This window comes from Mesorhizobium sp. B2-4-7 (assembly GCF_006442685.1).
Taxonomy (GTDB): domain Bacteria; phylum Pseudomonadota; class Alphaproteobacteria; order Rhizobiales; family Rhizobiaceae; genus Mesorhizobium.
The window spans coordinates 593,817-617,580 of the sequence record NZ_VFVH01000002.1; the positions used below are offsets into that span (position 1 = coordinate 593,817).

The 23,764-nt window shown below is 65.0% G+C and carries 27 protein-coding genes; 10 read left to right on the forward strand and 17 right to left on the reverse strand.

All coding sequences use genetic code 11. From position 1 onward, the window contains the following. Positions 1-12: 12 nt before the first annotated feature. The 6 genes from FJ946_RS09660 to hemC all read right to left on the reverse strand — a co-directional run bounded on the left by FJ946_RS09660 (position 13) and on the right by hemC (position 6,107). The gene (locus FJ946_RS09660) at positions 13-741 is read right to left on the reverse strand and encodes a glutamine amidotransferase (protein WP_140563939.1); all 729 of its coding nucleotides are present in this window, start codon (positions 739-741) and stop codon (positions 13-15) included. Between the two features lie 21 nt (positions 742-762). Then, on the reverse strand, positions 763-1,242 hold the full coding sequence (locus FJ946_RS09665) for a TerB family tellurite resistance protein (RefSeq protein ID WP_140563940.1): 480 nt from the start codon (positions 1,240-1,242) through the stop codon (positions 763-765). A gap of 36 nt (positions 1,243-1,278) precedes the next feature. Continuing rightward, positions 1,279-2,880 (reverse strand): heme biosynthesis protein HemY, encoded by a 1,602-nt coding sequence (locus FJ946_RS09670; RefSeq protein WP_140563941.1) that lies wholly within the window; start codon positions 2,878-2,880, stop codon positions 1,279-1,281. Between the two features lie 10 nt (positions 2,881-2,890). Next, positions 2,891-4,372: a mitofilin family membrane protein gene (locus FJ946_RS09675; RefSeq protein ID WP_140563942.1), complete on the reverse strand. Its 1,482-nt coding sequence runs from the start codon at positions 4,370-4,372 to the stop codon at positions 2,891-2,893. An 89-nt stretch (positions 4,373-4,461) separates the two neighbouring features. Further along, positions 4,462-5,178, reverse strand: a complete 717-nt coding sequence (locus FJ946_RS09680; RefSeq protein ID WP_140547247.1) for a uroporphyrinogen-III synthase — start codon at positions 5,176-5,178, stop codon at positions 4,462-4,464. 2 nt (positions 5,179-5,180) lie between these two features. Continuing rightward, entirely contained in the window at positions 5,181-6,107 is a 927-nt protein-coding gene (hemC, locus tag FJ946_RS09685; protein WP_140563943.1) for a hydroxymethylbilane synthase, read from the reverse strand. A gap of 104 nt (positions 6,108-6,211) precedes the next feature. On the opposite strand from hemC, the gene tsaD reads away from it, so the two are divergent. The 6 genes from tsaD to FJ946_RS09715 are packed head-to-tail and all read left to right on the forward strand — an operon-like array spanning position 6,212 to position 10,256. Then, positions 6,212-7,297 (forward strand): tRNA (adenosine(37)-N6)-threonylcarbamoyltransferase complex transferase subunit TsaD, encoded by a 1,086-nt coding sequence (gene tsaD / locus FJ946_RS09690; RefSeq protein WP_181167607.1) that lies wholly within the window; start codon positions 6,212-6,214, stop codon positions 7,295-7,297. A 26-nt stretch (positions 7,298-7,323) separates the two neighbouring features. After that, positions 7,324-8,346, forward strand: coding sequence for an NAD(P)H-dependent glycerol-3-phosphate dehydrogenase (locus FJ946_RS09695; RefSeq protein WP_140563973.1), 1,023 nt, complete (start codon positions 7,324-7,326; stop codon positions 8,344-8,346). A gap of 23 nt (positions 8,347-8,369) precedes the next feature. Next, complete coding sequence (locus FJ946_RS09700; protein ID WP_140492651.1) at positions 8,370-8,666, forward strand: YciI-like protein; 297 nt, start codon at positions 8,370-8,372, stop codon at positions 8,664-8,666. 28 nt (positions 8,667-8,694) lie between these two features. Further along, the gene (locus FJ946_RS09705; RefSeq protein ID WP_140492656.1) at positions 8,695-9,120 is read left to right on the forward strand and encodes an EVE domain-containing protein; all 426 of its coding nucleotides are present in this window, start codon (positions 8,695-8,697) and stop codon (positions 9,118-9,120) included. Beyond that, the gene (locus FJ946_RS09710; protein ID WP_140524658.1) at positions 9,117-9,788 is read left to right on the forward strand and encodes a methyltransferase; all 672 of its coding nucleotides are present in this window, start codon (positions 9,117-9,119) and stop codon (positions 9,786-9,788) included. Before FJ946_RS09705 ends, FJ946_RS09710 begins: the two co-directional genes overlap by 4 nt. Before the next feature lie 51 nt (positions 9,789-9,839). After that, the gene (locus FJ946_RS09715) at positions 9,840-10,256 is read left to right on the forward strand and encodes a DUF1761 domain-containing protein (protein WP_140563945.1); all 417 of its coding nucleotides are present in this window, start codon (positions 9,840-9,842) and stop codon (positions 10,254-10,256) included. Positions 10,257-10,265: 9 nt separating this feature from the next. Here the strand turns inward: FJ946_RS09715 and gcvA are convergent, their stop codons facing one another. Next, a complete protein-coding gene (gene gcvA / locus FJ946_RS09720; protein ID WP_140492662.1) occupies positions 10,266-11,198 on the reverse strand; it encodes a transcriptional regulator GcvA in 933 nt (310 codons plus the stop codon). Positions 11,199-11,363: 165 nt separating this feature from the next. On the opposite strand from gcvA, the gene FJ946_RS09725 reads away from it, so the two are divergent. Continuing rightward, complete coding sequence (locus FJ946_RS09725) at positions 11,364-11,600, forward strand: hypothetical protein (protein ID WP_140563946.1); 237 nt, start codon at positions 11,364-11,366, stop codon at positions 11,598-11,600. An 87-nt stretch (positions 11,601-11,687) separates the two neighbouring features. On the opposite strand, the gene FJ946_RS09730 is transcribed toward FJ946_RS09725, so the two are convergent. Further along, positions 11,688-12,224, reverse strand: coding sequence for a L,D-transpeptidase (locus tag FJ946_RS09730; protein ID WP_181165209.1), 537 nt, complete (start codon positions 12,222-12,224; stop codon positions 11,688-11,690). 144 nt (positions 12,225-12,368) lie between these two features. On the opposite strand from FJ946_RS09730, the gene FJ946_RS09735 reads away from it, so the two are divergent. Together FJ946_RS09735 and FJ946_RS09740 are read left to right on the forward strand one after the other, a co-directional pair. Next, complete coding sequence (locus tag FJ946_RS09735) at positions 12,369-13,052, forward strand: response regulator transcription factor (RefSeq protein WP_091576052.1); 684 nt, start codon at positions 12,369-12,371, stop codon at positions 13,050-13,052. A gap of 121 nt (positions 13,053-13,173) precedes the next feature. Then, positions 13,174-13,629, forward strand: a complete 456-nt coding sequence (locus FJ946_RS09740; RefSeq protein WP_140492671.1) for a cyclic nucleotide-binding domain-containing protein — start codon at positions 13,174-13,176, stop codon at positions 13,627-13,629. 122 nt (positions 13,630-13,751) lie between these two features. Here FJ946_RS09740 and FJ946_RS09750 read toward each other — a convergent pair whose 3' ends face one another. The 7 genes from FJ946_RS09750 to tesB form a co-directional block, all read right to left on the reverse strand. Continuing rightward, positions 13,752-14,558: an exodeoxyribonuclease III gene (locus FJ946_RS09750; RefSeq protein ID WP_140563947.1), complete on the reverse strand. Its 807-nt coding sequence runs from the start codon at positions 14,556-14,558 to the stop codon at positions 13,752-13,754. A gap of 130 nt (positions 14,559-14,688) precedes the next feature. Next, entirely contained in the window at positions 14,689-15,369 is a 681-nt protein-coding gene (locus FJ946_RS09755) for an outer membrane lipoprotein carrier protein LolA (protein ID WP_140513951.1), read from the reverse strand. A 137-nt stretch (positions 15,370-15,506) separates the two neighbouring features. Continuing rightward, positions 15,507-18,173, reverse strand: coding sequence for a DNA translocase FtsK (locus FJ946_RS09760; RefSeq protein ID WP_140563948.1), 2,667 nt, complete (start codon positions 18,171-18,173; stop codon positions 15,507-15,509). Positions 18,174-18,386: 213 nt separating this feature from the next. After that, entirely contained in the window at positions 18,387-18,662 is a 276-nt protein-coding gene (locus FJ946_RS09765) for a hypothetical protein (RefSeq protein ID WP_140513949.1), read from the reverse strand. A gap of 309 nt (positions 18,663-18,971) precedes the next feature. Beyond that, entirely contained in the window at positions 18,972-20,324 is a 1,353-nt protein-coding gene (locus FJ946_RS09770) for an ammonium transporter (protein WP_140563949.1), read from the reverse strand. Positions 20,325-20,356: 32 nt separating this feature from the next. Continuing rightward, positions 20,357-20,695: a P-II family nitrogen regulator gene (locus FJ946_RS09775; RefSeq protein WP_013528889.1), complete on the reverse strand. Its 339-nt coding sequence runs from the start codon at positions 20,693-20,695 to the stop codon at positions 20,357-20,359. 249 nt (positions 20,696-20,944) lie between these two features. Beyond that, positions 20,945-21,805 (reverse strand): acyl-CoA thioesterase II, encoded by an 861-nt coding sequence (gene tesB / locus FJ946_RS09780; RefSeq protein WP_140524665.1) that lies wholly within the window; start codon positions 21,803-21,805, stop codon positions 20,945-20,947. 99 nt (positions 21,806-21,904) lie between these two features. On the opposite strand from tesB, the gene FJ946_RS09785 reads away from it, so the two are divergent. Beyond that, positions 21,905-23,164, forward strand: a complete 1,260-nt coding sequence (locus FJ946_RS09785; RefSeq protein WP_140563950.1) for a ubiquinone biosynthesis hydroxylase — start codon at positions 21,905-21,907, stop codon at positions 23,162-23,164. 13 nt (positions 23,165-23,177) lie between these two features. On the opposite strand, the gene FJ946_RS09790 is transcribed toward FJ946_RS09785, so the two are convergent. Together FJ946_RS09790 and FJ946_RS09795 are read right to left on the reverse strand one after the other, a co-directional pair. After that, the gene (locus FJ946_RS09790; RefSeq protein WP_140492691.1) at positions 23,178-23,534 is read right to left on the reverse strand and encodes a YciI family protein; all 357 of its coding nucleotides are present in this window, start codon (positions 23,532-23,534) and stop codon (positions 23,178-23,180) included. Continuing rightward, positions 23,531-23,758: a hypothetical protein gene (locus tag FJ946_RS09795; protein ID WP_140550699.1), complete on the reverse strand. Its 228-nt coding sequence runs from the start codon at positions 23,756-23,758 to the stop codon at positions 23,531-23,533. The genes FJ946_RS09790 and FJ946_RS09795 overlap by 4 nt, the downstream gene beginning before the upstream one ends. Between the last annotated feature and the right edge of the window lie 6 nt (positions 23,759-23,764).

Below are 23,764 nucleotides of genomic sequence, written 5' to 3' on the forward strand. Positions count from 1 at the left end.
AACAACCCGCCATCAGGGGATGGTTGTGCCGCGACCGCGCCGTCGGCCGCCGAAAATCAGCACCAGGAACTCGTCCAGCCAGCGCTTGAGGTGCATGTCCCAGATCAGCCTGCCGCCGAGATGGTCGCGGCCGGGCTGGGCGCCCGGCAATTCGAAGCGGTGCGCGCCTCGCACCACCCAGCGCTGCATCATCACTCGGGTCAGTTCGCCATGGAACTGGATGCCCCAGGCATTTTCGCCGTAGCGAAAGGCCTGGTTGGGATAGGTCTCGTTCGTAGCCAGCAGTGTCGCGTCGCTGGGCAGCGAAAAACCTTCGCGGTGGAACTGATAGACCATTTCGGGCCAGTGCATCAGCTTTCTGCCGGCTTCGGTCGCCTTCAACGGATACCAGCCGATCTCGACCAGACCTTCGCCATGGCCCTCGACCTTGCCGCCGAGATGGTTGGCCAGCATCTGCGCACCAAGACAGATACCCAGCAGCGGTCGGTTCTCACGCAGCGGAACCTCAAGCCAGTCGGTCTCGCGGCGGACGAACTCGTCCTCGTCATTGGCGCTCATCGGCCCGCCGAACACCACGGCCCCGGCATGGCCGTCGAGCGTCTCTGGCAAGGCATCGCCAAGCGGCGGGCGGCGGATGTCGAGATCGAAGCCCTCTTCGAGAAGCATGTGGCCGACGCGCCCGGGGCTCGAATTCTCCTGATGCAGCACGATCAGAATTCTCGGCTTCGAACGCGGGGGCATCGGCGGCATCGGCGGATGGACCTATTCGTCGCTCGACGTTCCACGGGCGCCCGGCGCATCGGCCGCCGCCTTGCGGCGCGCCTCGATGCGGTCCTGGCGTTCGACGCCGATCAGCTCGGCAACGCGCCACACCGTGTTGTCTTCCAATTCGTGCAGCTCGCCATCGGCATAGACGATCTCCCACATCAAGCCGATGAAAGCCTTGCGGCCTTCGGCATCGAGGTGGCGCTTCAGAACGCTGGTGAAGGCATAGAGGTCGATCGCCTCGTTGTCGGCGCGCTCGCCGGCGGCGGCCAGCGCGTCGAGCTCGTTGCCGCTGACCGAATAGGCCTGCGCCAACACTGCCTTGAACCGCTCCCACTCGACGTCCTGGCGCACGCCGTCGGCGCTCATCACGTGGTAGAGCAGCGCCGACGCCGCCACGCGCGGGTCATCGGCGCTGGCGCGGGCGCCGGCGCCGGTCGGCAAATCCCTCAGAAACGACAGGACGCGTTCGAACATCGATCCATTCCCAAACGGCCGGACCATCCGGCCAACTCAAAACAACCGGAACCGGCGCGGCGAGTTTTCCGCCGCATCGTCCGGGTCGACGCCGGGATCGTCCGGCAGGCGTGCCAATTCCTGCGCCGGTTCGACGGCCTCGGCATCGGCGGGCACCGCGGCGAAAGCCTGCGCCGTCACCGCCCTGACGTGGTCCTGATCGTTCTCGGCCTGCTTGCCCGCCGTCTCGCCGCCTGGGCCAGCGTGATCGATCACCTCGACCGACTCTTCCTGCGCCGGCCTGCCCGGCGCCTCGATCGCCACCGCCGGGGCGTCCGGCGCATCGTCACGGCTGTCGATCAGCTGGCCGAGACGCTCCATCGGAGCGCGCCACTCGAAAGCGTCAAGCCGGCCGGTGACCGGCGATACCGGCGCCCAGCGCTCCGAGACGACGCCGTCGGCGACCCAGGCCGGGTCGCGCGGCGCCCGCACCGCCTTGGACAAGAGCTGTCGCACCTTGCCCTGGTCGCCGGTCTCGGCTTCTTCGATGTCGGCCAGAAGCAGATAGGCGCCCTCGCGGCGGTCCATCCGGATCGCCGCCTCGGCCTCGCGGCGGGCGGTCGCAAAATCCTGTGCATCGAGCGCGGCGCGCGCCACCGTCATCGAGGATTCGGCGTGGTTCTTCCTCATCTCCTGCAATTTCCTCGCCCGGTTGAGGCGATCGAGCACGGCGTCACCCGGCCTTGCATGGGTATAGAGCTCCGCTATCTCCGGATGCGGTTCGGCCCTCCAGGCCGTCTCGAGGATCTTCGAGCCCTTGCGCACGTCGTTTTGGCGAAACAGCAGCGTCGCAGCCGCGACCGCGGCCGGCGCGAACTCCGGCTGCAGCCGATTGGCCTCTATCGCCGCCGTGCGGGCGGCTGCGGGATCGCTGTCGGCGAGTGACTGCGCCTTGGCGGTCAACAGCACGGCGCGTCGGCGGTTGGCGGCGTCACGTTCGATCTGGCGGGTCGCCTTCTGCGCCTCGACCAGCTTCAGCGCGCCGTCCCAGTCGCCGCGCCCGGTCAGCTCTTCAAGCGTCGATTCGGCCGCCCAGGCCAGCTGCGGCGCCATGCCGGCGGCGCGCCCGGCATAGTGCCTGGCGGCATTGCGGTCCCCCAGGCGCTCGGCTTCGAGATAAAGCCCGCGCAGGCCGAGCAGCCGCATTTCGGGATCGTCGAGCATGCTCTCGAATTTCTGGCGCGCGCCTTCGTGGTCGCCTTCGAGCAGCGAAGCCTGGGCCTCGAGCAGATGGATCAATGGCTCCTGGTCGGAGCGGATCAGCTTGGCCGCTTCCTTGGTCTTCTTGCGGGCCAGCGCGCCGTCGCCGGCGCCGGCGGCGATCATGCCGGTCGACAGCGCCTGATAGCCGCGGTCGCGGCGCCGCACCCGGAAATAGCGCGAAATGGTGTAGGGGCTGTTCCAGACCGACTTGATCAGCCACCACAGGATCATCACCGCCGCGACGACGGCGACCACCGCCACCGCCGCCACCATCAGGCTGACCTGATACTGGTAGCCGTTGAAGGTGATGACCATGTCGCCCGGCCGGTCCGCCAGCCAGGCAAAGCCTAGGCCCAGCGCGAAGACGACGGCGAGGAAGAGCAGGATTCGGATCATCGCCAGTTCCTCACGCCTTCATCGCGCCTGATATCAGCGCATCGATCAGCGTCTCGACCTCGATGCGTGCCTTCAGCTTGCCGGCAAAATCGGCGCCGGCCGCCTTTGCAGGCGCGGGCAGCGTCTCATATTCTGTGAGCGCCTTGGCATAGTCGCCCTGATTGACCGCCACCTCCATGCGCGCAATGGTTTCCGGCGCGCCAGCGCCCTGGACAGCGCCGATCGGCCGGACCTTGACCAGCGATTCGGCGCTCGACAGAAGGTTCTGCAGCAGCCCGGCATTTTCGTCGACCGGCGTGGCCGCCGCGACCATGGCGTTGGCGGCGGCATCCATCTGCGATGCGATCTCGGTGCGGGTCTGGACGCCCTTTTGCGCGTAGGCGCGCAGAGCCGCAAGCTGCGGCGCGTCCGGCGCGATCGCGGCGAAGGTCTCGAGTTCGGCACCGAACGGCGCGCCACGGTCGAGCGCCGCCTTCAGTGCCGAAGCGGCGATGGCGAGCGCGACCTTCGGCTGTCCGGCCTGCGCCTCGACCTTGCCGGAAAGCTGCGCCACCGACTGCTCCAGCGCGGTGAGCCGGCCGTCCTGCTTCGCCGCCGCCTCGCCGGCCGATTTGACCAGCGCATCGAGGCCAGCCAGCCTTTCATTGAGCGGGCCGAGATCGACTGGAGCCGGGTTGCCGGCCTTGCCTAGCGCCGCAACCGCCGTCTCGATCTGCCTGACCTTGTCGCCAAGCGCGGCCAGCCCGGCATTGTCGCCCGCTCCGCCTTGCTCGACCGCCGATTTGAGCGCTGCGACATCCGTCCTGACCTGATCCAACGCCGCGGACAACCCGTCGACCTTGGCCGACGCACCGCCGTCGCCGGCTTGCCTCAGATCCGCGATCTCGGTTCTGAGCGCGCCGATTTCGCCGTTGACGCCTTCGAGCGAGACGCTGGGAGCGGACCCCGGCGCGCCGAGCAGGCCGGCGAACTGCAATCCGCCGGCGCCGACCAGTGCGATGACACCGCCGATGATGCCGGCCGCGATGCCGTTGACCCGCTTCGGCGGTGGCGGTGCGGATGCGGTTTTCCCGTTCCCCGCCGAGGCGCCGGTCACCCGCCCGGCCGGTTCAGGTTCGGCGCGCTTCGCCGAAGCGTCCTCGAAACTGTAGTCGAAGGCGCCGGCCTTGCCAGCGGCGTCCTCCGGGGAACCGGGGTAGGCTGCCGCCGGTTCGTCCGCCTTGGCGGCGCTTTCCGCGGATCGTTCCGATCGGGGCGCTGTCGCCTCGGCGTGCTCCCAGGGTTCTAGATCGGTCTGGTCGGCGTGCACAGGCTCTTCGGGCGCCTCCGGCTGCGAGGCGTTCGCGGCTTCCTCCGCCTTGGCCTCATCGGTTTGCGCCCCGGCCCTGGCGGCATTCTCGTCGGCGATGCGGGAAACGGCGCCGGGCTCAAGTTCGATGGTCACCGGCTCGCGGCGGCTTTTCGAATGTCGCATCTTCGGCGTCTTCACCATGCTTGGGCTCCGCAAATTCGCTTGGGGATGGTTCAAAGAGGGTCTAGCACATCACCAAGCGGTGAAAAGGGGCGGTGTGATGACGCGGCTCAGGACCCGGGCCGCAAAAGCGAAAGCAGCGCACCCTCGTCGGGCCGCGCGGCTATGTGGATACGGTCGCCAGCGACGTCGCCAAGGACGGCGGCGATGCGATGCGACAGGGCAAAAACCCGCGTCTTGTCAAAGGCTTCATGCAGCGCAGGCCGCCTGACCAGGGCCTGCAGCGCGGTAGCCGCCCTGGCGGAATAGAGCAGCACCGCATCCGCGGTTTGCCCCGACAGACGGGCAAGCACGGCCTCGTCCGAATAGGTCACGGCGAGCGTGTCGTATGTCTCGACGGGGCGGACCCCGACGTCGGCAGCTTGCAGCCGCTGCTCGAATGCCGGGAAGCGCACGCGTCCGCAGAGATAGACAATGGTCTTGCCCTGGAATTCGCCGGCAAGACTGCCGGCAAGACCTTCGGCATTGCCGGGACCTTCGCTGACGGACAAAAATCCTGCTTCACGCGCGGCTTGCGCGGTCCTCTTGCCGACGGCATGGCAAGGCAAGTCCGAAAGCCGGGCGACGACCTCCTTAGGCGCAAAGCGCACGCCATTGGCGCTGGTCACCGCAACGGCCACGGCATTGCCGATGACGAGGTCCGTATCGATCGGCAAGGTCACCGTCTCGGTCAGCGGCAAAAGCAGCGGTAGAAACCCCATGTCCTTGAGCAGTCGCGCGGTGCGGGAGGCGCCCGGTTGAGGCCGCGTCACCAGAACGCGCTGCACCATCAGGCCCAGCCGTCGAAGAATGTCTCGCCGGCCCTGGCCCGCACCGTCCTTGCCGCCTCTTCACCGATGCGGGCGGCATCCAGCGCCGGGCCTTTCATCTCGACCATGTGCGACTGCGTGCCATCAGGCGAGATGATCAATCCCGCGAAAGAAAGGTCCGCGCCGTCTATCACGGCATGACCGGCAATCGGCGTGCGGCAAGAGCCGTCGAGGGCCGCCAGGAAAGCGCGCTCGCAAGCCAGCGCCTGTCCGGTCGGCAGGTCGTGGATGGCCGCCAGCATCTGTTCGACGTCGCCATCGCCTATGCGGGTTTCGATGCCGATCGCGCCTTGGCCCGGCGCCGGCGGAAAGATGTCGAGCGGGATCAGATCGGTGACCACATGGCCGAGCCCGAGCCGCTTCAGCCCGGCATGGGCGAGGATGGTGCCGGCGGCGACGCCTTCCTCGAGCTTGCGCAGCCGCGTCTGCACATTGCCACGAAACATCACCACGTCGAGATCCGGCCGCATGCGGCGGATCAGCGCCTGCCGCCTGAGCGACGACGAGCCGACTTTGGCGCCACGCGGCAGGTCTGCAATCGTCTTAGCCGCCTTGCCGACGAAAGCATCGCGCGCGTCCTCGCGCGGCAGGAAAGCAGACAGCTCCAGCCCATCGGGCAACTGCGTCGGCATGTCCTTCGAGGAATGCACGGCAATGTCGATCGCGCGGGCGAGCAGCGCCTCCTCGATCTCCTTGGTGAACATGCCCTTGCCGCCAGCTTCCGACAGCGGCCGGTCCTGGATGCGGTCGCCGCTGGTCGAGATGACGACGATTTCGAACACTTCTTGCGGCAAACCATGCGCCGCCATAAGCCGCGCCTGGGTTTCCTGCGCCTGCGCCAGCGCCAGCGGGCTGCCGCGTGTTCCGATCTTCAAGATTGTTTGCATGGCGCGCGGTCCGTGATAACCCCCGGCAGGCGAAGTCGCCTTTTCCGGGCGTCTCCTACCGGGGAATGCCCCGATACACAATCCTTGGGGACAGCGACCAATTGATCCGCGTTCTGGGCATTGAAACGAGTTGTGACGAGACCGCCGCCAGCGTCGTGGCGCTGGAAGGCAATGCCGCGCCCAAAATCCTGTCCAATATCGTGCTGTCGCAGATCGAGGAGCATGCCGCCTTCGGCGGGGTTGTGCCGGAGATCGCCGCGCGCGCTCATGTCGAGGCGCTGGACGGCATTGTCGAGGCAGCCCTTGCCGATTCGGGCGTGGCGCTGGCCGACATCGATGCCATCGCCGCGACCGCAGGTCCGGGCCTCGTCGGCGGCCTCATCGTCGGGTTGATGACGGCCAAGGCGATCGCGGCCGCAACCGGCAAGCCGCTGATCGCCGTCAACCATCTCGAAGGCCATGCCTTGACGGCGCGGCTGACCGATGGGCTCGACTTTCCCTATCTCCTGCTGCTGGTCTCCGGCGGCCACACACAGATCCTGGCCGTGCGCGGCGTCGGCGACTACCAGCGCTGGGCGACGACCATCGACGACGCGCTCGGCGAAGCATTCGACAAGACGGCCAAGATGCTTGGCCTACCCTATCCCGGCGGTCCCAATGTCGAGAAGGCGGCGGCATCGGGCGATGCGGGTCGTTTTGCCTTCCCGCGTCCGATGAAGGGATCGGCGCAGCCCGATTTTTCGTTCTCCGGCCTGAAGACCGCTGTGCGCCAGGCGGCGAGCGCGATCGAGCCCTTGAGCGACCGGGACGTCGCCGACATCTGCGCGTCGTTCCAGGCGGCGGTGGCCGACGCGCTGGGCGACCGTGTCTCGCGCGCGCTCGCCCGGTTCCGCCGGGAATTCCCCGGCACGGCAGCGCCGGCGCTGGTCGTCGCCGGAGGAGTCGCCGCCAACCACACGATCAAGGCGACGCTGGAACGGCTGTGCGCCGAGGCGAGCTTCGCCTTCGTCGCGCCACCGCTGAAACTTTGCACCGACAATGCGGCAATGATCGCCTGGGCCGGCATCGAGCGGATGCGCGAAGGCCTGGCCCAGGAAAACGGCTTCGACTTCGTGCCGCGCTCGCGCTGGCCGCTGGACAGCATCTCCGCGCCGATGATCGGCTCGGGCCGGCGCGGGGCCAAAGCATGAGCAAGGAGGGCATGAGCAAGGAGGGCATGAGCGAGGAAGGCATGAGCGGCATCGAGGCCGCGCCAACCGGCTGGCGCGTTGCCGTGCTCGGTGGCGGGGCCTGGGGTACCGCTTTGGCGCTGGCCATGCTGCGCGCCGGCCATTTCGTCCGCCTTTATGCGCGCGACCCGGAGACCGTCGCCGCAATCGACCACGGCGAAAATCGACGCTATCTGCCTGGCATCGCGCTCCAGGCCGGCATCGTAGCGACGAGCAACATCCAAGCCGCGCTCGACGGTGCCGATTGCGTGCTGGCAGTGGCGCCTGCGCAATCGCTGCGGGCGATGCTGACAGCCACCAAGCCGCATATGCCTTCCGGCGTTCCGCTTGTCCTTTGCGCGAAGGGCATCGAACGCGACACCGGCGACTTGCTTTCGGCGATCGTCGGGGAGATCCTGCCTGGGAATCCGGTCGCCGCTCTGTCCGGCCCGAGCTTCGCCACGGACGTTGCCCGGGGCTTGCCGACAGCGGTGGTGGTTGCCGCCCGCGACGAGGCGCTGGCGGCCAAGCTTGCCGCGCGCTTCTCGGCGGAAAATCTGCGTTGCTATTCGAATGATGATTTGATCGGCGTCGAGATCGGCGGCGCCTTGAAGAACGTCTTCGCCATCGCCGCGGGTGCCGTCACCGGCGCCGGGCTTGGCGCCAGTGCCCAGGCCGCCATGGTGACGCGCGGCTTCGTCGAACTGCGCCGCATCGGCGCCGCCTTCGGCGCCAGACCCGAGACGTTGATGGGGCTTTCCGGCCTTGGCGACCTGCTGCTCACCTGCTCGTCCACGCAATCGCGCAACTTCGCCTACGGACTGGCGCTCGGCCAGGGCAAGCCGCTTGGCGGGCTGCCGCTGGCGGAAGGCGTGCCGACGGCGGCGATCGCCGCCCGCATCGCCACCGAGCGCGGCATCGACGCGCCTATCATCGCCGCCGTCGCCGCCATACTGGACGGCACCATCACCATCCGGCAGGCTGTGGCGGCCTTGATGACCCGGCCGCTGAAGACCGAAACCGACGATTGATTCCAGCATCAGGAGACAGAGACATGTTGTTCGCGTTGATTTGCAAGGACAAGCCCGGAAGCACGCAAGTGCGCATCGATACGCGGCCGGAGCACCTCGCTTTTCTCGAAGGGCTGAACAGCGACAAGAAGCTGGCCTTCGCCGGTCCGTTCCTCGACGCCGACGGCAAGTCCAACGGCAGCCTCGTCGTCGTCGAAGCGCCTGACATGGCAGGCGCGCAGGCGCTGTCGGCCGCCGATCCCTATGCCAAGGCGGGACTGTTCGAAAGCGTCGAGGTCCGCCAGTGGAACTGGACCTTCAACAAGCCGGCGGCTAATTAATCGGCACAAGGCTGGAGGAGCAATACGAATGAACTACTGGTTGTTCAAATCCGAACCCTCGGTGTTCTCCTTCGAGGCGTTGAAGGCCAAGGGGAAGGCAGGCACGCAATGGGACGGCGTGCGCAACTATGCGGCGCGCAACAACATGAAGGCCATGCAGATCGGTGATCTCGGCTTCTTCTACCACTCCAACGAGGGGCTGAACGTGGTCGGCATCGCCGAAGTGTGCGCACTGGCTCATCCCGACACCACATCGGACGATCCGCGCTGGGAATGCGTCGACATCCGCGCCTTCAAGGATGTGCCGAACCCGCCGACGCTGGAGCAGGTCAAGGCCAATCCCAAGCTCGCCGACATGGCGCTGGTGCGGCTCGGACGGCTTTCCGTGCAGCCGGTGACGCCGGCCGAATGGAAGGAAGTCTGCCGCATGGGTGGCCTGACGCCGGCTCCGTGACGGTTCTCACGAGCCATAGCGCGGAACGCTTCATCCTCGACAATACGGCGCTGATGGCGCCGCCGCATGTGCCGGAGATTGCGCTGTATCTTGCCGACGAGGCGCATGATCTGTGGCAGCGGACGGAGGACGAGCTGGTCGAGATCGGGCTGCCGCCGCCTTTCTGGGCCTTTGCCTGGGCCGGCGGCCAGGGGCTTGCCCGCCATATCATCGACAACCCGGCCATGGTGCGGGGCAAGCGCGTGCTCGACTTCGCCTCCGGCTCCGGTCTCGTCGCCATCGCCGCGGCCAAAGCCGGCGCGGCAGGGGTGACCGCCGCCGACATCGACCCGTTCTGCGCCACGGCGGTCCGCCTCAATGCGCAAGCCAATGGCGTCGCCGTCGAATTCGTCCAGGATGACTGCGTCGGAACGGATGCGGACTGGGACGTGGTTCTTGCCGGCGATGTCTTCTACGACAAGCCGTTCGCAGACCGGCTGACGCCCTGGTTCGCGGCTCTGAAGCGGCGCGGCGCCGATATCCTGATCGGCGATCCCGGCCGCTCCTATCTGCCGCGGTCGGGGCTGGAACCGCTTGGCGTCTACCAGGTGCCGGTGACGCGGGCGCTCGAGGATGCCGAAATAAAACGCACCACCGTCTGGCGGTGGAGCACCGAGCGCCCGGCTTGACGCCGCCACTGAACAGGCGTTTCCATGAGCTCCGTATCAGAGGGGAATATCATGGATTTTTCAGCGGTTAACTGGCTGGCGGTGATCGTCGCCGCAATCCTGGCGTGGCTGTTCGGCGCCGGCTGGTACACCGGTTTGAGTAAGCCATGGCTGAAGGCTGCAAAACTCGATCCGGCGACCATGAAGAAATCGTTGCTGCCGTTTCTCATCTCTTTCATCGCCGAGTTGGTCATGGCGCTTGTGATGGCCCTGGTCGTCGGCGCGGTGACTGGCGGCGAGCCGACATTGCTGGCGGGACTGGTCTTCGGTTTCGTGCTTTGGCTCGGCTTCGTCGCAACCACGCTGTCGGTCAATCATCACTACGAGAATTTCGGCTGGAACCTGACCATCATCGACGGCGGCCACTGGCTTGGCGTGCTGTTGATCGTCGGCGCCGTGGTCGGCTGGTTCGGCGCCGCAGCGAGTTGAAGGCCTCCGCTACACCCGGTCCGCGGTTTGGGATTTTGCCATTTCCTCCAGAATCCACGTGCGAAAGGCAACGATGCGCGGATCGTTCACCAGTTCCTTGGGATAGACCAGGAAATAGGCGAATTCCGGCGCGACCTTGATGCCGAGTTCGAAAGGCCGCACCAACCTACCTTCGGAAAGGTCGTTGGCCACCATGGCGAAATCGGCGAGCGCCACGGCGCTGCCCTCCATCGCCGCCTGGACCGCGTCGGCCGAGGTGCCGAAAACGATGGTGCGGCTGTCGTCGAAATCGTCGACGCCGGCTGCCGCCATCCACATGCGCCAGTTCGGCCAGGTCACGCCCTGCCGCGCCCATTCGATATGGGCAAGCGTGTGATGGAAGAGATCGCGCGGTTCGCGCAGCGGCGGACCTGATGCCAGCAGGCTCGGGCTGCACACCGGAATGATGACGTTGTCGAACAGCCGGTGCGCGCAAAGTCCCGGATATCTGCCGGCGCCGAAGCGGATGCCGACATCGACATCGTCGAGGTCGAAATCCCGCAATCCGTAGGCGATGTCGAACCTGAGTTCGATGCCTTCATGTTTTTTTCGGAAATCCTCGACCCGCCGCATCAGCCATTTCGTCGCGAATTGGGCGTCGAGCGTCACTTTCAGCAGCGTCGTGCCGCGCGTCATCTTCTGCGCCCGCGAGACGGCCTTGCCAAGCAGGTCGAGCGCATCGGCAGAGGCCTCGAACAGCACCGTTCCGGCCTCCGTCAGCCGGATGCTGCGGCTGGAACGCGTGAACAGGACGATGCCGAGCTGGTCTTCGATCTCCTTGATCTGGTGGCTGACGGCGGCTGGCGTCAGGCCGAGTTCGTCGGCGGCCCGGGTGAAATTGAGATGCCGGGCCGCTGCCTCCAGCGTCCTCAGCGCCCGGGTTCCCGGCACCAGGCGGGCCATCAGCGCGGCCCCAGAACAGACGCGGTCATGGCGCCCTGATCCTCAAAGAAAACTTGATAATCCGGAAAGAACTACTCGTTTCTCTCCAATCTTTCAATCGGGCATGATGCAACCATCGAACCAATATCAAACCGGATTTTATGTCCGGATGGAAGGAGCCGCATCATGTCTCACATAGCTTTGAGAGCTCCCGCGAGCCGGTTGAACTGGCTGACCGCCGCGTTCGACTGGCTCCGCCAGGCCAAGGTCGCGGCAAGCCTGCCGCAGGACGATGTCGAGGATCTGTCGGACCGCCAGTTGCGCGATGTCGGCGCCACGCGCAAAGACGTCTCCCGTGCCATGGACCGCGAACGCGGCCGGCTGGGCCTGCTCGACATCGGTTGGCAGCAGCCACGGAGGTAAGGAGGTAGGCAGTAGGGATTAGAGATTAGGAAGAGCCCGACTGCCTATTTCCCTACTCCCTACTCCCTACTCCCTACTCCCTACTCCCTACCTTACCACCCTCACCACCGTCCGGTCCGACAGCAGCGGCAAAAGGCGCGCCATCGTGCGTGCGGTCACCGCGACGCAGCCTTGCGTGGGCGTGAAGCCCGGGCGCGCCAGGTGGAAGAAGATGGCGCTGCCGCGTCCGCGGCGGCGCGGCGTTATATTCCAGTCGAGCACAAGGCAGGCATCATAGAGCCTGTCGTCGCGCCGCATGCGTTCGTGGCTGGCGCCGTAGGGGATCTTGACTGGCCTGTTATAGTTTCGGTCGTCGGGCACTTCGCACCAGCCGAGATCAGGCCCGATCGGCGTCATCGCCAGCCGGGTGATGCGGCCGCTGGAGAAGTGGTCTCCCCGGAAATAACCCGACAGGATCCGCATTTGGCCAAGCGGCGTGGCGCCGTCGCCTTCGCGCTTGCCCGCCGAGATGCCGCCACGCCCCAGCGCGCAGGCAAACACCGTTCTGCCCGCCTGCAGCAGCCCCTGGCTGGGACGGCCGGGCCTTGCCCGCACGGTCAGCACCCGCAGTCCTTTTCGCAAAATTGCGCCGGCTGCATTGCGATCGTGTTTTTTCTTGTATGATCGTGCCACGGAACAAATCACTGTGATCGGCTGTTGTGCCGGTCAGCTTCCGCATAAACAGGCAGCGGTCAACTGAATTTTCTTTTCAAAACAACGGATTGATCCATGACTTCACGAACCATCCTAATCGTCGACGACGATGACGACCTGCGCGGCACGTTGGTCGAGCAATTGTCCCTTTATGAGGAATTCGACGTGCTGCAGGAGTCCACTGCGGCAAAAGGCGTCGCCGCGGCGCGTGGCGGCCTCATCGACCTGCTGATCATGGATGTCGGCCTGCCCGACATGGACGGCCGCGAAGCGGTGAAGATCCTGCGCAAGGGCGGCTACAAGGCGCCCATCATCATGCTGACCGGCCACGACACCGATTCGGACACGATCCTTGGCCTCGAAGCCGGCGCCAACGACTACGTGACGAAGCCGTTCCGCTTCGCGGTGCTTTTGGCGCGCATCCGCGCGCAGCTGCGCCAGCACGAGCAAAGCGAGGACGCCACCTTCTCGGTCGGCCCCTACACCTTCAAGCCAAGCCAGAAGCTGCTGATCGACCCGCGCGGCGCAAAGGTGCGGCTGACGGAGAAGGAGGCCTCGATCATCAAATATCTCTACCGCGCCGACCAGAAGGTGGTGACGCGCGACGTGCTGCTCGAGGAGGTGTGGGGCTACAATTCCGGCGTTACCACGCACACGCTGGAAACCCATGTGTATCGCCTGCGCCAGAAGATCGAGCGCGATCCTTCCAATGCGGAAATTCTTGTGACAGAAAGCGGTGGCTACAAGCTGGTTCCTTAGACATTTTATTATCCAATAAGCGGTCTGGGCGGGGCTGCTTTTGGGTGCGATCCTGTTGGAGCGGGATTCTGGATCGCACCGCAGAGGAGGGATTGGACTGACCGTTCGGGGACACAGCTAGATGGCGCTGGATGACGACATCCGCATCCTGTCAGCCGTGAGGCTTTTCGAGGGCTTCACGCAGGAACAATTGCGCCTGCTCGCCTTCGGCGCCGAGACCATGCTGCTGCAGGCAGACCACAAGCTCTATCGCGAGGACGATATGGCTGATTCGGCCTATATCGTGGTCAGCGGAGAGATCGTGCTCTACCGCGAGCAGACAGGCGAACGCATCCCTATCGGCACGGCCGGCCCCGGCACCATGCTGAGCGAACTGGCGCTGATCGCCGACACCAACCGGCTGACCAGTGCATCGGCCGCGGTCGATTCGGAGGTGATCCGGCTCAGCCGAAAGATGTTCCGCCGCATCCTGGAGGAATATCCGGATTTGGCGGCACAGCTCCACCAGCGCATCCTGGAAGACTTTCAGGCAATGATCCACCGCATCGAGAAGCTGGCGCCGCGCTTTTCCGAGTGAACGGGAGAGACAGGTGGAGTTCCGGCTGGTTCGCGCCACCGAAAATGACCTGCCCTTCATCATGGCGACCGAGCGGCTTGACGCAATTGTCGCCGGAGTGGGAAAAGCGCCGGCCCGGCTGATCAGTCCAGGTTGAACCGCGCGATGACCGGAACATGGTCCGAGGGACGTTCCCAGCCACGCGCCGCCCGCAGGATTTCGTAGCCGGTGAAATCAGGCACCAGGTTCGGTGACGACCAGACATGGTCAAGCCGCCGGCCGCGGTTGGATGCCTCCCAGTCCTGCGCGCGGTAGCTCCACCAGGTGTAGAGCTTCTGTTCTGATGGCACGTTGAGCCGCATCAGGTCGACCCAGTCGCCGGCCAGCCGCATGGCCTCGAAACTCTCCGTCTCGACCGGCGTATGGCTGACCACGTTGAGCAGTTGCTTATGCGACCAGACATCGTGTTCGAGCGGCGCGATGTTGAGGTCGCCGACCAGGACCGAGGCGGACACTTCGCTGTGTTCGGCGCGGATTGCGTTCATCTCGGCGACGAAATCGAGCTTGTGCCTGAATTTGCGGTTGACTTCCGGGTCCGGTTCGTCACCGCCCGCCGGAACGTAGAAATTGTGCAGCAGGATCGTCTTGCCGCCGGCCCGCACGGTCACCGACAAATGCCGGCTGTCGTCGATGTCGCAGAAGCGGCGCTTCTCGACCACCACGATCGGCCGGCGCGCGACCGTCGCCACGCCGTGATAGCCCTTCTGACCGTGAAAGGCGATGTGCCCGTAGCCGAGCCTGCGGAAGGCCTTTTCGGGGAACAGCTCGTCGGGAACTTTTGTTTCCTGCAGGCAAAGCACATCGGGTGCGTATTCATCGAGCAGGCGCTCGATGATCGGCATGCGCAGGCGAACGGAATTTATGTTCCAGGTGGCGATGGAAAAGGGCATTTGGCGGGTCCGGCGAAAGATCGCCGAACTACTGCCAGCCCCGCGCCATAAAGACAAGCATTGCAGCAGTTGCGGAGGTCGGCGCCGCACCGCCGAAACTGCACGAAAGGCTTCGCCAGCGCGAGGAAAGCTATCTGGTTTTCGTATTCAGCTCGCGATTGGCCGTATAGTCGATGGCAAACGTGTCGGGAGCGAAGCTGACGCCTTCCTTGGTGTTGAAGATCATCACCGTGGTGTCCTTGCCCTGCGCATCGGTGATCGTCCACTGGCGCAGATCATAGGTCTTCGGATCGAACATCATGGTGATCCGCGCATTGCCGAACACCGACTTGTCCGAGAGCTGGATGGTGGTGAGGTCGTCCTCTTCCTTGACGCTCTTGACGCGGTTTCCGGAGAGGTCGATCCGGTCGTCGAGCAACAGTTTCAGCGGCGTCTTCGACAAGGGATAAAGATCGGACGTGTTCAGTTTCTTGTTGAGGATGACCACCGACTTGCCGTCCGAAATCACCCGGAAATTCGAGGATCCGTCATAATTGAAGCGGATCTTGCCCGGTCTTTCCAGGAAGAACTTGCCGCCGGTCTGTTCGCCCTTGGGGCCGAACTGCACGAATTCGCCGCTCATCGACTTAACCGAGGAAAAATGATCGGCGATCTTCTGCGCGGCCGCCGGCACGGCGGCCTGCGCGGATGCCAGCAGCTCGAATCCGGGCACCACGTTGAGGGCGGCAGCGCCCGCGAGCACTAGGCCGAGGCCAAGCAACTGACGGCGCGTCGGGGCAAGATCGCCGAGCGCGGAAAGATCGTTTTTCATGTCGGTCACTCTCATCTTGAAATCCTGATTTGTTGCTGTCCTGAACCCCCAGTTGGGCTGAAGTTTGACGGCGCGAACACTGCTTGACCGCTTGAACGCGCCAGAAGGTTCAAAGTTGCCGCCGGTATTTGTCGCGATCAGAATTTGTCCTCTTCGATCGGCACCAGGATCTCGCGTTTTCCGGCATGATTGGCGGGGCCGACAATGCCTTCTTTTTCCATCTTCTCGATGATCGAAGCGGCGCGGTTGTAGCCGATGCCCAGACGCCGCTGGATATAGCTGGTCGAGGCCTTGCCGTCGCGCAACACCACGGACACCGCCTGGTCGTAAGGATCGTCGGAATCCTCGAAATTGCCGCCGCCGCCGCCCGAGCCGCCCTTGCCGGAGGGCTCGTCCTCGTCCTCATCATCGTCCTCGGTGATGGCGTCGAGATATTCCGGCACGCCCTGCAGTTTCAGATGCGCGACGATCTTCTCGACCTCGTCGTCGGAGACGAACGGGCCGTGCACGCGCTGGATGCGGCCGCCGCCGGCCATGTAGAGCATGTCGCCCATGCCGAGCAGCTGCTCGGCGCCTTGCTCGCCCAAGATGGTGCGGCTGTCGATCTTCGACGTCACCTGGAAGGAGATGCGGGTGGGGAAGTTGGCCTTGATGGTACCGGTGATCACGTCGACAGACGGACGTTGCGTCGCCATGATGACATGGATGCCGGCGGCGCGCGCCATCTGCGCCAGGCGCTGGACGGCACCCTCGATGTCCTTGCCGGCAACCATCATCAGATCGGCCATTTCGTCGATGATGACGACGATGTAGGGCATCGGCTCGAGGTCGAGATTCTCGGTCTCGTAGATCGCCTCGCCGGTCTGGCGGTCGAAGCCGGTCTGCACCGTGCGCGAGATCTTTTCGCCCTTCTTCTCCGCCTGGTGGACGCGTGCGTTGAAACCGTCGATATTGCGCACGCCGACCTTCGACATCTTGCGGTAGCGGTCTTCCATCTCCCGCACGGTCCATTTCAGCGCAACCACCGCCTTCTTCGGGTCGGTGACGACAGGCGTCAAAAGGTGCGGGATGCCGTCATAGACCGAGAGCTCCAGCATCTTGGGATCGATCATGATCAGCCGGCATTCCTGCGGCGTCAGCCGGTAGAGCAGCGACAGGATCATGGTGTTGATGGCGACCGACTTGCCCGAGCCGGTGGTGCCGGCGACCAAGACGTGCGGCATCTTGGCGATATCGACGATGACCGCCTCGCCGTTGATGGTCTTGCCCAGCGCCAGCGCCAGCTTGGCCTTGGTGGTCTCGAAATCGCGGCTGGCCATGATTTCCCTGAGATACACCGTCTCGCGCTTGGCGTTCGGCAATTCGATGCCGATGGCGTTGCGGCCCGGCACCACGGCGACGCGGCAGGCGATGGCGCTCATCGAGCGGGCGATGTCGTCGGAGAGGCCGATGACGCGCGATGATTTGATGCCTGGCGCAGGCTCCAGCTCATAGAGCGTGACGACGGGGCCGGGGCGGACATGGATGATCTCGCCCTTGACGCCGAAATCCTCCAGCACGCCTTCGAGCAGGCGGGCGTTCTGTTCCAGCGCGTCTTTCGAGAGGCTCGGGTCGCGCGCGACGTTCTTCGGTTCGGACAGGAAATGCAGCGACGGCATCTCGAATTTTTCCGAGCCGATCAACGAGGCCTGCGCCTCGCGCTGGACGCGCGCACCCGGAGCCGGGCGCGGCGCCGGCGCTTCAACGCGCGTGGCGGCATCCGAGCGGAACGGCTGGACCTTTGCGGTGGAAGCCGCGCGACGCTGGACGAGGGGTTCATCGTCGAAATCGACATCGTCATCGCCGGTGTCGAAGCGATCGTCGAAGACGTCATCGTCCGGATCGACGGAAACGCTGCGGTCGTTGACCATGGCGGCGAAGAATTCCGGTTCGACGCGGGCACGGCCATCCGGGCTCATCCGCTGCTCGGCGAACTCGGCCGATTCGACCCGTTCGGCGGCACGCCGCCAGGCGCTGGCGCGCGGCTCCATTCCCGGCTCGAATTCGTCCCGCCGCTGCCTGCGGCGCACGGCGCGGCGGTGCATCCACGCGCGGAACGAAAGCCACCAATGGGTCATTGCGCCGAGCGCCAGCATGCCTTCGTCGCCTTCATCCTCGTCATTGTCGAACAGCAGCTCATCCTCACGCGGATCGGCGGCGGCCGGTTCCTCCATGACGGCGAAACCGTTCTTGCGTGCGATCAGCGCCGAACCGTAGGCGAACAGCCATAGCGCCGGACCGGCCATCAGAATGGCGAGCACGCTGGCCACCAGCCCGGTCGGATAGCCACCGATGACGACGCCCGGAATCTTCAGTACCATGTCGCCGAACACGCCGCCGAGCCCGGTCGGCAGCGGCCAGGTCTTGGGCGGCACCACGCAGCCGGCGATCGCAGCGGCCAGCAGGGCAAAGCCGAACCAGAACAGACCGCGCCTGGGCAGCCTGTCGACGCCACGCGCCGAAAACAGGAGATATCCCCAGATCACGGCCGGAACCAGCGCCGCCACGGCGGCAAGGCCGAAGAACTGCATGGCGATGTCGGAGAAGACAGCACCCGCATAGCCCATGGCATTGGTGACGGTGTTGGCTGTGGCGTGCGAGAAGCTCGGGTCGGCGACATTCCAGGTGGCCAGGCTGGCGACGCCGAAAGCGGTGAACGCGAACATGCCGGCGCCGACAAGCCGGCCGACCTGGCGTCGCGCGAATGCCTGGATGCCGTGCCCCGTATCGGTCAGCGCGAGCGGTGCTGAAGCCCCTGAACGCATGCTCTTCCCCGTCAGTGATTGCCTGGCCCGAGCGCGTGACGCACTTCGGCAGATTTGGCTGCCAGACTATGCGTGGGAAGGTTAAGGCCGCATTAACCATGGCAAGGGCCCCACCCGCCTGCCGCAAATAACAATGGCGAGCCTCACGGCCCGCCATTTCTGCATCGGCAACGGCAGGATGACCAGGCTCGGTGGGCCTGATCCGCCGCGGTCTCAGTTGGCTCCGCCGAGCGCCTGGACGTTGGCGCAGAACTCGGCGTGCGGCTTGCTCATCGCCGCGTCCTGGCATTCCTTCTTCATCGCATCCTGCTTTTCCATTGGCATGGCCATGAAAGCGGTCTTGAATTCCGCCATCGGCTTCATGGTTTTCATGCTGGAATCGGTGAAGAACGGGGCCATATTGTCGGGTTCGTCGAGAGCCCCGGCAAATGCCATGCCGCTGACCATGGAAAGAGCGAGCGCGCCGAGACAGATATTCTTGACGTTCATTGGATAATTTCCTTCCCTATTGTTTGCAACGACCGCCGAACAGTGGTCGTGCCCGGGAGTTCGATGCCAAGACGGCCGATGTTTCCTCGAAAATCTCAATCACGCGAACGTGATTGCGCTCGTCCAACCAAACGGGCTCCAAAAAAAGAGGCCCGGAGCGATCCGGGCCTCAAGGCGTGAGCACCTTGCGGAGCGTCACGACGGGATTTCAAAACAGTTCCGGAAGACGTGCAGCGGTTTTCCGTACGTGATTACCGAAAGAGATGGGACCGGCGGGAGGAGGTCCGCCGGTCCCATGGCAAAGAGGCCTTACGGCACCACTTCGCCGTGCTGGCTGATGTCGAGACCCTCGACCTCCTCCTGGGTCGACGGACGCAGGCCGACGAGCGCCTTGACGATGTAGAGGATGACGAAGGTGGCGATTGCCGTCCACAGGATGGTGAAGATGATGCCGTAGAGCTGCTTGCCGATCGACGCGCCCGAGGAGAGGCTGTTGATTGCCGGGTCGGCGAGCACGCCGGTCAGCAATGCGCCGACCACGCCGCCGACGCCATGGACACCGAAGGCATCGAGCGAGTCGTCATAGCCGAACATGTGCTTTACCTTGACCGCCGAGATGTAGCAGACGACGCCGGCGACGATGCCGACGATGAAGGCGCCCGTCGGGTTGACGAAGCCGGAAGCCGGCGTCACCGCGACAAGGCCGGCGACGGCGCCGGAGATGATGCCGAGCACCGAGGGCTTCTTGGCGACGATCCATTCGGCGAACATCCAGGCCAGCGCCGCTGCCGCGGTGGCAACCTGGGTGTTGAGCATCGCGGCACCGGCGAGGCCGTCGGCGGCGAGTTCCGAACCGGCGTTGAAGCCGAACCAGCCGACCCACAGCAGCGAAGCGCCGATCACGGAATAGACCAGGTTATGCGGCGCCATGTTGGTGGTGCCGTAGCCTTCGCGCTTGCCCAGGACCAGGGCGCAGACGAGACCCGCGACACCGGCATTGATATGGACGACCGTGCCGCCGGCGAAGTCGAGCACGCCGGCAGCGCCGAGGAAGCCGCCGCCCCAGACCCAATGCGCGATCGGCGCATAGACGACCAGCAGCCACAGCGCCATGAAGATCAGCAGGGCCGAGAACTTCATGCGCTCGGCAAAGGCGCCGGCGATCAGGGCCGGGGTGATGATGGCGAAGGTCATCTGGAACATCGAAAAGACGAATTCAGGAATGTTGGCCACGCCCGGCGCCCACAGCGTCGAGGTGGTGATGCCGTGATGGAAGAACTTCGAGAAGCCCCCGAGATAGGCATTCATGCCGCCGCCGTCGGAAAAGGCCAGCGAATAGCCGAACATGAACCACAGCACCGTCACCAGGCAGGTGATGGCGAAGCTCTGCATGACGGTGGCAAGCACGTTCTTCTTGCGCACCATGCCGCCGTAGAACAGTGCCAGGCCGGGGATGGTCATCATCAGCACCAGCGCCGTCGAAGTCAGCATCCAGGCGGTGTTGCCGGTGTCGAGCACCGGGGTGGGAGCGGCCGGGGCGGCGGCAGCCGCGGCCGGAGCCGCTTCCTGCGCGAGGGCGGCGACGCTGCCCAACGCTGCGAGAGCGAGCGAGCCAAAAAGGGCGGCGCGTCCCGTCTTCTTCAAGGTGGAAGGAATATTCATTGAACTCTCCATTGGAATACGTGTTCGCCGCTTCAGAGCGCGTCGGTGTCTGTTTCGCCGGTGCGGATGCGCACCGCCTGGTCGATGCCGAAAACGAAGATCTTGCCGTCGCCGATCTGACCGGTCTTGGCGGCCGCGGTGATGGCCTCCACGGCCTTGTCGACCATGTCGGCGCTGACCGCGACCTCGATCTTGATCTTCGGCAGGAAACTGACCGCGTATTCCGCCCCGCGATAGATTTCCGTGTGCCCCTTCTGACGCCCGTAGCCTTTGACTTCGGTGACGGTCAGGCCCTGGATGCCGACGGCGGTAAGCGCTTCGCGTACCTCGTCGAGCTTGAACGGCTTGATGATTGCCATCACGATTTTCATAAGGTTTCACCCTTTTGCTGTTGCGGTCCCCCGCGTTTGCACACCTTCACCGATCCCGAGGAGCCGGAGAGTGCCGACGAGGATTCAAGCTCCGTGCCAATTGCCGAAGCAGCGTGTTAACTGGTTGTAAACAAAGGAATTGACGCACCGGCGATCGCACCGTACCGATGAGCGCGGCACAGCTTCTGCTCAATAATTAAGCAGTTTTCAGAAAACGCCTATTTGGCGGGCTTTGGTCGAAAGGACTGCTCAACGCTTGAGCCGGATCAAGCCTTCCTGGGCCATCGAGGCGATCAGCGTGCCGTCGCGGGCATAAAGCGTGCCGCGGCTGAATCCGCGCGATCCCGAGCTCGAGGGGCTGTCCTGCGCGTAGAGCAGCCAGCCGTCGAGCGAATGCGGGCGGTGGAACCACATCGAATGGTCGAGGCTGGCCGCCTGGATGTCGGGATCGAACAGCCCGCGCCCATGCGCGAAGGTCGAGGTGTCGAGCAGCGTCATGTCGGAGAGATAGGCGAGCAACACCGATTGCAGCGCGCGGTCGTCTGGGACGGGACCGGCGAGGCGGATCCAGACATTCTGCCGGGGCGGCAGCTTGTCACGGCTTTCATAGTGCTGGAGATTGACCGGCCTGAGCTCCAGCGGTCGCTCGCGCGCCCAGAAGCGTCGCACCGCTTCCGGCACCCGGTCGGCCTTTTCGAGCAGTTGGCGCTGCGTCTTCAGCCCTTCCGGCGGCGGCACGTCGTCGGGCAAAGCGAACTGGTGCTCCAGCCCCTTCTCATCGACCTGGAACGAGGCTTCCAGCGAGAAGATCGCGTTCCCGTGCTGGATCGCCAGCACCCGGCGGGTGGTGAAGGAGCCGCCGTCGCGGATGCGGTCGACCTCGTAGATGATCGGCACCTTGATGTCGCCCGGCCGCATAAAATAGCCGTGCAGCGAATGCACGTAGCGGTCGGGCTCGACGGTCCGCTGCGCCGCCACCAGCGCCTGGGCGATGGTCTGGCCGCCGAACACGCGCTGCCACTCCACCTGGGGGCTGCGACCACGATACAGATTGTGTTCCAGCCTCTCGAGGTCGAGAATGCGCAGAAGCTCGTCCATGGCCGCCGTCATGTGTCGTGACCTCGCCTCAAGATTTCCTCGGCGGGTTTCCGACAGGAAGGACGGGCCGTCAAGGGCGGATGGCAGGCTGGCTTGCAAGGAGCGAAGACCATGGAAGGCAAGGCAGAGGCGAAAACCAGGTCCGGGCTCGATGTTCTGGTCGCCGGCGCCGGCTATGTCGGCCTGGCTGCCGCCGTGTCGCTGAAACAGGCGCAACCGGAGCTTGCCGTGGCCCTGGTCGATGCCGCACCCCCCGGCTCCTGGCAAAGGGACGGGCGCGCCTCGGCCATTGCGGCGGCCGCCTGCCGCATGCTCGAGCGGCTCGGCGTCTGGGCCGAGATCGCGCCGGAAGCGCAGGCAATCACCGAGATGATCATCACCGATTCGCGTGCCGCCGATCCTGTGCGCCCGGTCTTCCTCACTTTCGACGGCGAGGTGGCGTCGGGCGAGCCCTTCGCACATATGGTGGCCAACCGGGTGCTGAACGGCGCCTTGCGCCGCAGCGCCGAAAAGCTCGGCGTCGACATCATCGAAGGCGTTGCCGTGCAAGGGTTCGAAACCAATGGTGCAGGCATCACCGTGCATTTAGCCGACGGCGCGACGCTGAAGGCGCGGCTGCTGGTCGCCGCCGACGGCGTCAATTCGAAGCTGCGTGACATGGCCGGCATCAAGACGGTGAAGTGGGAATACGGCCAGTCCGGCATCGTCTGCACCGTGGCACATGAACGGCCCCACAACGGCCGTGCCGAAGAGCATTTCCTGCCCGCCGGCCCCTTCGCCACGCTGCCGCTGAAGCCGGGCGCGGACGGCTCCAACCGCTCGTCGATCGTCTGGGTCGAGCGGTCGGAAGATGCTCAGACGCTGGTCGCCGGCGACGACCTCCTCTTCGAGCATGAGCTGGAACAGCGTTTCGGCCTCAAGCTTGGCGAGATCCGCGTCGCCGACAAGCCGCGCGCCTGGCCGCTGGGTCTTACCATCGCGCGCGCCTTCGTCGCGCCGCGCGTGGCGCTTGCCGGCGATGCCGCCCACGGCATCCATCCGATTGCCGGCCAGGGCCTCAATCTCGGCTTCAAGGATGTCGCCGCCCTGGCCGAGGTGATCGTCGAGGCCGACCGGCTGGGCCAGGATATCGGCGCGCTCGACGTGCTCGAGCGCTACCAGCAATGGCGTCGTTTCGACACGGTGCAGATGGGCGTCACGACAGATGTGCTGAACCGGCTGTTTTCCAACGACATCGGTCCGCTGCGCGCAGTGCGCGACATCGGCCTCGGCCTGGTCGAACGCATGCCGCGGCTGAAGGAATTCTTCATCCGCCAGGCGTCGGGGCTTTCAGCCGGCACGCCGCGCCTTTTGAAGGGCGAGGCGATCTGACCCGCCGCGCCATCTATGACCCGGGCACGTCATAGATCGCCCGGACCTCGATCGTGCCGAGTTCGGCCAGCGGAATGCCGCCGGCGATGTCCAGTGCCTCCTGGAGGTCCTTCGCCTCGATCATGACGAAGCCGAGCAACTGCTCCTTGGTTTCGGCGAACGGGCCGTCGGTGACCAGCCGCTTGCCCTTGCGACGGCGCACGGTCTTCGAGGTCTTCACCGATTGCAGCGCCTGCGCGACGATGAGCTTGCCTTGTTGGTCCAAGGACCGGTCATAGGCCAGCGAATCGGCGTCGAGCTTGGCCGATCCTTCCGGGGTGAGCGCGTAGAGGTCTTTCTCCTCACCATAGACCAGGCAGACATATTTCATTTCGCGCTCCCTTGCTGCGATGAATCATAGGATGCGGCGACGAGCGTGTCAGCCTTGCCTTCGACCGCTGCCGCATGGTCGAGAAGGCATGCCGCGACCGCGATGATGGCGACAGCCGCCAGCAGCCTGCGGACACCGGACGGCGGTGGCTCCAGCCAGAAGTCTTGCCGTCGTTGAGCCTTGCGGCCCGGGGTCTTCCATATTGCGAAAAACAGATTGTCCATGTGAAC

Excerpts from the sequence above, each read along its gene's own strand:
- FJ946_RS09660 (WP_140563939.1), bottom strand. The coding sequence starts at position 741 with ATGCCCCCGCGTTCGAAGCCGAGAATTCTGATCGTGCTGCATCAGGAG.
- FJ946_RS09665 (WP_140563940.1), bottom strand. The coding sequence starts at position 1,242 with ATGTTCGAACGCGTCCTGTCGTTTCTGAGGGATTTGCCGACCGGCGCC.
- FJ946_RS09670 (WP_140563941.1), bottom strand. The coding sequence starts at position 2,880 with ATGATCCGAATCCTGCTCTTCCTCGCCGTCGTCTTCGCGCTGGGCCTA.
- FJ946_RS09675 (WP_140563942.1), bottom strand. The coding sequence starts at position 4,372 with ATGGTGAAGACGCCGAAGATGCGACATTCGAAAAGCCGCCGCGAGCCG.
- hemC (WP_140563943.1), bottom strand. The coding sequence starts at position 6,107 with ATGCAAACAATCTTGAAGATCGGAACACGCGGCAGCCCGCTGGCGCTG.
- FJ946_RS09695 (WP_140563973.1), top strand. The coding sequence starts at position 7,324 with ATGAGCGAGGAAGGCATGAGCGGCATCGAGGCCGCGCCAACCGGCTGG.
- FJ946_RS09700 (WP_140492651.1), top strand. The coding sequence starts at position 8,370 with ATGTTGTTCGCGTTGATTTGCAAGGACAAGCCCGGAAGCACGCAAGTG.
- FJ946_RS09705 (WP_140492656.1), top strand. The coding sequence starts at position 8,695 with ATGAACTACTGGTTGTTCAAATCCGAACCCTCGGTGTTCTCCTTCGAG.
- FJ946_RS09715 (WP_140563945.1), top strand. The coding sequence starts at position 9,840 with ATGGATTTTTCAGCGGTTAACTGGCTGGCGGTGATCGTCGCCGCAATC.
- gcvA (WP_140492662.1), bottom strand. The coding sequence starts at position 11,198 with ATGGCCCGCCTGGTGCCGGGAACCCGGGCGCTGAGGACGCTGGAGGCA.
- FJ946_RS09725 (WP_140563946.1), top strand. The coding sequence starts at position 11,364 with ATGTCTCACATAGCTTTGAGAGCTCCCGCGAGCCGGTTGAACTGGCTG.
- FJ946_RS09735 (WP_091576052.1), top strand. The coding sequence starts at position 12,369 with ATGACTTCACGAACCATCCTAATCGTCGACGACGATGACGACCTGCGC.
- FJ946_RS09740 (WP_140492671.1), top strand. The coding sequence starts at position 13,174 with ATGGCGCTGGATGACGACATCCGCATCCTGTCAGCCGTGAGGCTTTTC.
- FJ946_RS09750 (WP_140563947.1), bottom strand. The coding sequence starts at position 14,558 with ATGCCCTTTTCCATCGCCACCTGGAACATAAATTCCGTTCGCCTGCGC.
- FJ946_RS09755 (WP_140513951.1), bottom strand. The coding sequence starts at position 15,369 with ATGAAAAACGATCTTTCCGCGCTCGGCGATCTTGCCCCGACGCGCCGT.
- FJ946_RS09760 (WP_140563948.1), bottom strand. The coding sequence starts at position 18,173 with ATGCGTTCAGGGGCTTCAGCACCGCTCGCGCTGACCGATACGGGGCAC.
- FJ946_RS09765 (WP_140513949.1), bottom strand. The coding sequence starts at position 18,662 with ATGAACGTCAAGAATATCTGTCTCGGCGCGCTCGCTCTTTCCATGGTC.
- FJ946_RS09770 (WP_140563949.1), bottom strand. The coding sequence starts at position 20,324 with ATGAATATTCCTTCCACCTTGAAGAAGACGGGACGCGCCGCCCTTTTT.
- FJ946_RS09775 (WP_013528889.1), bottom strand. The coding sequence starts at position 20,695 with ATGAAAATCGTGATGGCAATCATCAAGCCGTTCAAGCTCGACGAGGTA.
- tesB (WP_140524665.1), bottom strand. The coding sequence starts at position 21,805 with ATGACGGCGGCCATGGACGAGCTTCTGCGCATTCTCGACCTCGAGAGG.
- FJ946_RS09785 (WP_140563950.1), top strand. The coding sequence starts at position 21,905 with ATGGAAGGCAAGGCAGAGGCGAAAACCAGGTCCGGGCTCGATGTTCTG.
- FJ946_RS09790 (WP_140492691.1), bottom strand. The coding sequence starts at position 23,534 with ATGAAATATGTCTGCCTGGTCTATGGTGAGGAGAAAGACCTCTACGCG.
- FJ946_RS09795 (WP_140550699.1), bottom strand. The coding sequence starts at position 23,758 with ATGGACAATCTGTTTTTCGCAATATGGAAGACCCCGGGCCGCAAGGCT.